Raw genomic sequence first — 7,281 nt, 5'->3', positions numbered from 1 at the left:
GACGCTATCCGCGTGTCCGTTGGGGTCGACACCGGTATCGAGGGCGACGCGGCGGGCAAGGCCGACCGCGTCGCCGTCGACATAGTCCGCCCCCGCGAACCCGCGGCGCGGGGCCGGAAGATACCCGTGATCATGGACGCGAGCCCGTACTACGCGTGCTGCGGCCGCGGCAACGAGAGCCAGAAGAAGACCTACGACGCCCAGGGCAATCCGGTGCAGTTCCCGCTGTACTACGACAACTACTTCGTGCCGCGCGGCTACGCCTTCGTCGCCGTCGACCTCGCCGGAACCAACCGCTCCGACGGCTGCGTGGACGTCGGCGGCCGCTCCGACGTCCAGTCCGCCAAGGCCGTCGTCGACTGGCTGAACGGCCGCGCCCGGGGCTACACCTCGCCCACCGGCGACCGGCGCGCCGAGGCGGCCTGGACCAACGGCCGCACCGGAATGATCGGCAAGAGCTACGACGGCACCATCGCCAACGGCGTCGCCGCGACCGGCGTCGAGGGCCTGAAGACCATCGTGCCGATCGGCGCCATCTCCTCCTGGTACGACTACTACTTCGCCAAGGGCGCCCCGCTGCAGAGCGGCGGCCCCGAGTGGCTGTCGAACTACGTGGAGAGCCCCGCGGCCCGCGCCCGCTGCGGCCAGGTGCAGCAGCGCCTGATCGACGGCGCGCCCCGCACCGGCGACTGGACCCCGCTGTGGACCGAGCGCGACCACGTGCCCGCCGCCCGCAACGTCAAGGCCAGCGTCTTCGTCGTCCACGGCCTGCAGGACCTGAACGTGCGCACCAAGCACTTCGGGCAGTGGTGGGACGCCCTCGCCGACGCGGGCGTCGAGCGGAAGATCTGGCTCAGCCAGGCCGGGCACGTCGACCCGTTCGACTTCCGCCGCGCCGACTGGGTGCGCACCCTGCACCGCTGGTTCGACCACGAACTCCTCGGCTACCGCAACGGCATCGACCGCGAGCCCATGGCCGACATCGAGCGCGCCCCCGACCGCTGGACCACCGACCGGACCTGGCCGCCGCGCGCCACCGACACCACCACGCTCCGCCCGGCCAAGGGCGCCGCCCCCGGCGTCGGCACCCTCGGCACCCGCCCCGGCAAGGGCAGCGAGACCTTCACCGACGACCGGAGCCTCGGCGAGACCGACTGGGCGGCGACGATCGACAGCTCCACGCCCGCCAAGGCCGGGTTCACCACCCGCCCGCTCGCCCGCGACCTGCGCCTGTCCGGCTCCTCGAAGGTCACCGTCACCGTGACGCCCTCGGCCCGCACCGCACACCTGAGCGCCGTCCTCGTCGACCTCGGACCCGACACCATCCGCGACTACGCGGACGACGACGAGGGCATCACCACGCTCCCCGACCGCACCTGCTGGGGCGCGAGCACGAGCGGCGACAGCTCCTGCTTCCAGCGGACCGTCGCCCGCACCGCCGCCGTCGACTACACCATCTTCAGCCGCGGCTGGGCCGACCTCGGCACCTACGCGGACGAGCACCACGGCCGCCCGCTCACTCCGGGCGAGCCCGTCACCCTCACCCTCGACCTCGCCGCGAGCGACCACGTCGTACCGAAGGGCCACCGGCTCGCCCTGATCATCGGCGGCACCGACAAGAACCTCATCACGCCGCCCGCCGACACTCCGACGCTGAAGCTCGACCTGGCCCGCACCTATGCCAAGCTCCCGCTCGTGGGCGGCCTCAAGGCCCTCGCCACCGACCCGCACGCCACCGCGCCGCGCGAGTCCCGCCTCGACGGCGTGGCTCCGGCGCGCCCGCTCAAGCCCGTACCGGGAGGCCGTACTTCATGACACCCCGCATCCGTGCCCTCGCCCTGGGCTTCGCCTGCGCCGCGCTCGCCGCGCCGCTGCTCGGCGCGCCCGCGCAGGCAGCCGAGCGGCCGCCGCGCACCGGCTTCGAGGAGAGCCACGGCGCGCGCTGGACCAGTCAGCCCGAGGAACAGCGGCTGCTCGCCACCGTCGACAAGGCCAGCGACCGGGTCTCCGTCTCGCGCATCGGCACGACGAAGCAGAACCGGCCGCTCCAGCTCGTCCGCATCGGCGAGCGCCGCACCGCGAGCACGGTGCTCCTCGTGTGCAGCCAGCACGGTGACGAGCCGTCGGGCCGCGAGGCCTGCCTGACGACGATCCGCGACCTGGCGTACGCCGAGGACGCGCGCACGAGGAGGTTCCTCTCCCGCACCACGCTGCTCGTCGTCCCCACCGCCAACCCGGACGGGCGCGCCGCCGACACCCGCGGCAACTTTGACGGCGTCGACATCAACCGCGACCACATCACCCTCGCCACGAACGAGGCCCGCGCCTTCGCCGCCGTCATCCGCGACCGCAGGCCGGACGCCATCTACGACCTGCACGAGTACGGCGCCACGCCCAAGTACTACGACAAGGACCTGTTCGACCTGTGGCCGCGCAACCTCAACACGCACGGCGCGGTGCACCGGGAGGCCACCCGGCTCTCGCAGGACTACGTCCGGCCCGCCGCGTCCGCCGACGGCTACACCACCGGCACCTACGGCATCTGGACCGACCCCGTCACCGGCGAGCCGGTCAAGCAGGTGGCAGGCGACGGACAGGAGCGCATCCTGCGCAATGTCTCCGGCATCAAGCACGCCGCGGGCCTGCTCATCGAGAGCCGCGTCGATGCCCTCACCGAAGCCGAGAAGAACGACCCGGCGCTCAACAACCGGCGCCGCGTCACCTCCCAACTCTCGGCCCTGAAGGGACTGTTCAGGTACGCCGACGAGCACCGGTGGAGCCTGGAGGCCGCCACGACGGCCTCGCGCCTCGCCGGACTGCGCGACCGCGGCCCGGTCTACCTCGGCGGCGCCGACAACGACCCGGCCGAGCCCGCCGAGGTCATCCAGGACCCGCCGTGCGGCTACCGGCTGAACGCCGAACAGTACGCGCACGTCAGGGGCGAACTCCGGCTCCACGGCGTTACCGTGAAACCCGACGGCGCGGGCGCGCTCGTGCCGTTGCGGCAGCCCGCACGCGCGCTCGTCCCGCTGCTCCTCGACGAACGCGCGACCTATCACCTCGTCACAGGGCGGCCCGACACCGACTGTTAGGCCGTCGTGAGACGCGTCACATGTGGTAGGGGGTTAGCGGAGAAGAACACCCGACGATCAGCCACTCCGCGAAAGGTGAACTTGTGACGCAGGAATCACAGAAAGCGGACCCCGGAGGAGGCCCACCGCTGTCGGTGGGCCACTCCGGTGGCCGTTCCCCACAGACCGACCGGGTGGTGTTCGGCGTCACGGCCGGGCTCACCCTCGCCTTCGTGGTCTGGGGCGCCGTCGCCACGGACACCCTCGAAGACGTTTCGGGGAGGATGCTCAAGAGCCTGATCCACAACGGCGGTTGGGCCTTCATGCTGGCCGCGACCGGCTTCGTGGTCTTCGCCCTCTGGCTGGCCGTCAGCCGGTACGGCAAGATCACGCTCGGCCAGGAGGGCGAGGAGCCCGAGTTCCGCACGGTGTCCTGGGTCGCGATGATGTTCAGCGCGGGCATGGGCATCGGCCTGATGTTCTACGGCGTGAGCGAGCCCCTCGCCCACTTCAGCACGCCGCCGCCCGGCACCCACCCCGACGACAAGGCCGCCGCCATGGAGACCTCCATGGCGACGACGCTGTTCCACTGGACGCTGCACCCGTGGGCGATCTACGCGGTCGTCGGCCTCGCCATCGCCTACAGCACGTTCCGGCGCCGCCGCAGGCAGACCATCAGCTCCGTGTTCGTCCCGCTCATCGGCGAGAAGCACGCCCACGGCGCCTGGGGCCGGGTCATCGACATCCTCGCGATCCTCGCCACCCTGTTCGGCTCCGCCGCGTCCCTCGGCCTCGGCGCGCTGCAGATCGGCAGCGGCATCGAGGAGCTCGACTGGCGGGACAAGGCGACCACGGGCCTGCTCATCACCGTCATCGCCGTCCTGACGGTGGCGTTCGTGGCCTCCGCGGTGTCCGGCGTGGAGAAGGGCATCCAGTGGCTGTCGAACATCAACATGGTGCTCGCCCTGCTGCTCGTCGTGTTCGTCTTCGTCGCGGGCCCGACCGTCATCATCCTCGACCTGCTGCCCACCTCCATCGGCTCCTACCTCGGCGACCTGCCGCAGCTCATCGGGCGCACGGAGGCGTCGAGCGGCGAAGGCGTCTCGGCCTGGCTCGGCAGCTGGACGGTCTTCTACTGGGCCTGGTGGATCTCCTGGACGCCGTTCGTCGGCATGTTCATCGCGCGCATCAGCCGCGGCCGCACCATCCGGCAGTTCGTGGGCGGCGTGATCCTCGTGCCCAGCACGGTCAGCCTGCTGTGGTTCGCGGTCTTCGGCGGCAGCGCCATAAAGGTCAAGGAGGGCGGCGGCTTCAAGGGCGACGACACGGCCGAGGCGCAGCTGTTCGGCCTGCTGCACGAGTATCCGATCGCCACCGCCACGAGCCTGCTCGTGATGATCCTCGTCGGCATCTTCTTCGTGTCCGGCGCCGACGCCGCGTCGATCGTCATGGGCACGCTCTCCCAGAAGGGCTCCCTGGAACCCGGCCGTCTCGTGGTGATCTTCTGGGGCGTCGTCACCGGAGCCGTCGCCGCGATCATGCTGCTCATCGGCGAGGGCAAGGCCAACGCCCTCACCGGCCTGCAGAATCTGACGATCCTCGTCGCGGCACCCTTCACGCTCGTGATGATCGGCATGTGCGTGGCGCTGATGAGAGATCTGCGCCACGACCCGCTGATCGTGCGCGGTGAGCACGGCACGGAAGCCGTGGAGCGGGCCGTCCTCGCCGGTCATGAGCAGTACGACGGGGACTTCGAGCTCCAGATCGGCCCGGCCGAGAACGGATCCGACGCCGAGTCCGCCACGGGATCGGCCGCGGGCACCGACACCGGGACGGAGCCGCAGCCGGACAGCGCCCGCTGACGAGCCGGCCGCGCGGAGGCGGCCGGCTCCTCGGAGCCGTCGGAGTCCCCGGAGTCGTCGGGTTGTGCGTACTCGGCGTACTCCTGGGACTCCACGGGCTCCCGGCGCTCGTCGGCCTCGGCCTCGCACCGCGGGCCCTGGCTACGAGCGCTGCCGGGCGTCCGCCACGAGCCGAGCCGCCTCCCGCGCGCAGCCCCACGCCACGGTGACCCCGGCGCCACCGTGACCGTAGTTGTGCACCACCACCCGCCCCGCGTCGGCGCGCTCCCGCTCCAGGCGCACGGCGGGCCGCGCGGGCCGGAGCCCCACCCGGTGCCCGATCACCCGCGCACCGGCGATCTCCGGCCGCACCCGCGCGCACCGCCGCACGATCGCCTCCGCCGTGGCCGGGTCGGGCACCAGCGACCAGTCGCCGTCCTCGGCGGTCCCGCCGAGGACGAGCCCGCCCGGCTGCGGCAGGAAGTACGTCGTCGCCGATGACTCGGAGTCCGCGGCCGTGAACCACGTACGGATCCCCGGGTTCTCCACCACGACCAGCTGCCCCCGCACCGGCCGCACCGACGCGTCGCCCACGAGGCTTCTGGCGCCGAGGCCCGGGCAGTTGACCACGCACGGCGCCTGAGCCAGCGGCTCGGCGAGGCTCCCGGCCGTGCGGAGCTCGACGGTGCCGCCCGCCGCGAGCAGCCGCTCCCGCAGCCACGCCAGGTGCACCGGCATGTCGATCAGCGGCAGCCGCGCCCGGACGCCGACGCCCTCGTGCTCGGCGCGCGTCGCCGCCCGAAGCCCCGGCACCCGCGCCGCCCACGGCCCGAGCGTGTCCAGCGTGACGCCGGCGTGTACGCCCTCGACCATGCGTACGCCCGTGTGCGCGCCGTCCGCCGCCAACTCCCCGTACACCGCGAGGGAGGTGAGCGACCAGTCCCCGGCCAGGGACTCCGGCTCGACGCGGTACGGCCACCACAGGCCGCCCGCAACGGCCGAGGTCGTGCGCTCGGCGGGCGCCCGCGTCCACAGCCGCACCCGGTCGCCGCGCTCCGCGAGCACCACGGCGGTCGTGAGCCCGGCGACACCGCCGCCCACCACGATCACGTCTGCGCTGTCCCTCACGGTCATCCGGGAAACGTAGCGGACCGCGCACGAAGGGCGCACAACCACCCGCGGGTGGGGATACTCACACCATGCTTGCCGAGTACGCCGAGTACGCGACCTTCGGCCTGGCGCCGGCGACGCGCGCCGGGGGAGTCCTCGCGGACGGTGGCTACCAAGTGCACCGTGACTTCGTCGACTTCATCGTGAACGGGCGCCCGCTGCTGTTCCAGCTCGCCGACCTCGACGCGGTGTCCCCGCTCGCGTCGGACATCCCTCCTGCGATCTTCTCCGCGCACGTGCGCGGGCTGCTCCTGGAGGCCGAGGCGCCGCTGCGCGACGGGCGGCACGTCATCTACGGCTGTCCCGAGTGCGAGGGCCTGGAGTGCGGGGCCGTCACGGCGGTCATCGAGCGCGCCGGCGGCGACTACGTGTGGCGGGACTTCGCCTGGCAGACCTCCGACCACGCCGACCTGGAGCTGAACGGCTACCACGGCATCGGTCCGTTCCGCTTCCACGGCGCCGAATACCGCGAGCAGCTGGCGCAGTTGCTCGCGGATACGCAGGCGGAGGCTGTCGGCGGGGCCGGGCCCGGGGCCGGACGGCGGCGCGTGCTGCTCATCGGTGCCCGAGTGGCGCTGCTCGCCAAGCTCGCGGCGGCGCTGCGGCAGATCGGCATCGGGGCGGAGATCGCGGCGGACGCGACGGGTGTGCCGCCGGAGGAGCTGCGCACGTACGGGGCGGTGGCGTTCGGGCCCGCCGTGCCGGAGGGGGTGCGGGGGTCCGTGCGGGCGTCCTTCGAAGGGGCCGGGGTCGACGTCGCGTACGTCGACGGGCTCGCGCCGATCGTGCCGCTGCTCGTCGCCCAGATCGAGCACGCTCTGGAGCGCGGGCCCTCGGAGCAGCGGCGCCTCGCGCGCCTCACGGTCACCGACGGCACCGCCGTCACCGAGGTCACGTCGCCCTGCCGTGTGCGGCTCACCGCCTACCGCCGGGATCGCCTGCGGCGCACGCGCGTTCACGAGGTCTTCGACGAGGTGCTCGAGCCGGGCGAGCGGCGGACGCCCCTGCCGGGGCGGGCCATGTATGTGGTGGCGCGGTCCCCGGGGAGAGTGCTGACGGCCGGCGCCCACCGCTGACGCGGCGTTCATCTCCCACCCGCCCGCCCATTTCCACCCTCCCGCGGGGTGAACGCCCCTGGTGGGGGCCGCCCACCGTCGGCGACTGCCCGTTACCCCCCTCCGACGGACGGAGTTGCCTGC

Annotated in this window: 5 protein-coding genes; 4 read left to right on the top strand and 1 reads right to left on the bottom strand. The window is 72.8% G+C overall.

What is annotated here, in order from left to right; genetic code table 11:
• The 3 genes from ACFWZ5_RS33965 to ACFWZ5_RS33955 form a co-directional block, all read left to right on the top strand.
• On the top strand, window positions 1-1,815 hold a 1,815-nt coding region (locus ACFWZ5_RS33965), incomplete at its 5' end, for a Xaa-Pro dipeptidyl-peptidase (protein WP_384891700.1).
• Window positions 1,812-3,092: a M14 family metallocarboxypeptidase gene (locus ACFWZ5_RS33960; protein WP_384805313.1), complete on the top strand. Its 1,281-nt coding sequence runs from the start codon at window positions 1,812-1,814 to the stop codon at window positions 3,090-3,092. The genes ACFWZ5_RS33965 and ACFWZ5_RS33960, both read left to right, overlap by 4 nt.
• 134 nt (window positions 3,093-3,226) lie before the next feature.
• Window positions 3,227-4,933 carry a BCCT family transporter gene (locus ACFWZ5_RS33955; RefSeq protein WP_384805315.1) on the top strand — a complete coding sequence of 569 codons (1,707 nt, stop codon included), beginning with the start codon at window positions 3,227-3,229 and terminating at the stop codon, window positions 4,931-4,933.
• 141 nt (window positions 4,934-5,074) lie between these two features.
• On the opposite strand, the gene ACFWZ5_RS33950 is transcribed toward ACFWZ5_RS33955, so the two are convergent.
• Window positions 5,075-6,046, bottom strand: a complete 972-nt coding sequence (locus tag ACFWZ5_RS33950) for an FAD-dependent oxidoreductase (RefSeq protein ID WP_384805317.1) — start codon at window positions 6,044-6,046, stop codon at window positions 5,075-5,077.
• Between the two features lie 65 nt (window positions 6,047-6,111).
• On the opposite strand from ACFWZ5_RS33950, the gene ACFWZ5_RS33945 reads away from it, so the two are divergent.
• Window positions 6,112-7,158, top strand: coding sequence for an oxidoreductase (locus ACFWZ5_RS33945; RefSeq protein WP_384805318.1), 1,047 nt, complete (start codon window positions 6,112-6,114; stop codon window positions 7,156-7,158).
• The last annotated feature ends 123 nt before the right edge of the window (window positions 7,159-7,281 follow it).

This window comes from Streptomyces sp. NPDC059003 (genome assembly GCF_042740445.1).
Lineage (GTDB): Bacteria > Actinomycetota > Actinomycetes > Streptomycetales > Streptomycetaceae > Streptomyces.
Note: the sequence above shows the minus strand (reverse complement) of the source record. Positions and strands in the feature narration are given on the sequence as shown.

Bases quoted from the DNA above. Each gene is read 5' to 3' on its own strand.
- ACFWZ5_RS33960 (WP_384805313.1), top strand. From the start codon at position 1,812: ATGACACCCCGCATCCGTGCCCTCGCCCTGGGCTTCGCCTGCGCCGCG.
- ACFWZ5_RS33950 (WP_384805317.1), bottom strand. From the start codon at position 6,046: ATGACCGTGAGGGACAGCGCAGACGTGATCGTGGTGGGCGGCGGTGTC.
- ACFWZ5_RS33945 (WP_384805318.1), top strand. From the start codon at position 6,112: ATGCTTGCCGAGTACGCCGAGTACGCGACCTTCGGCCTGGCGCCGGCG.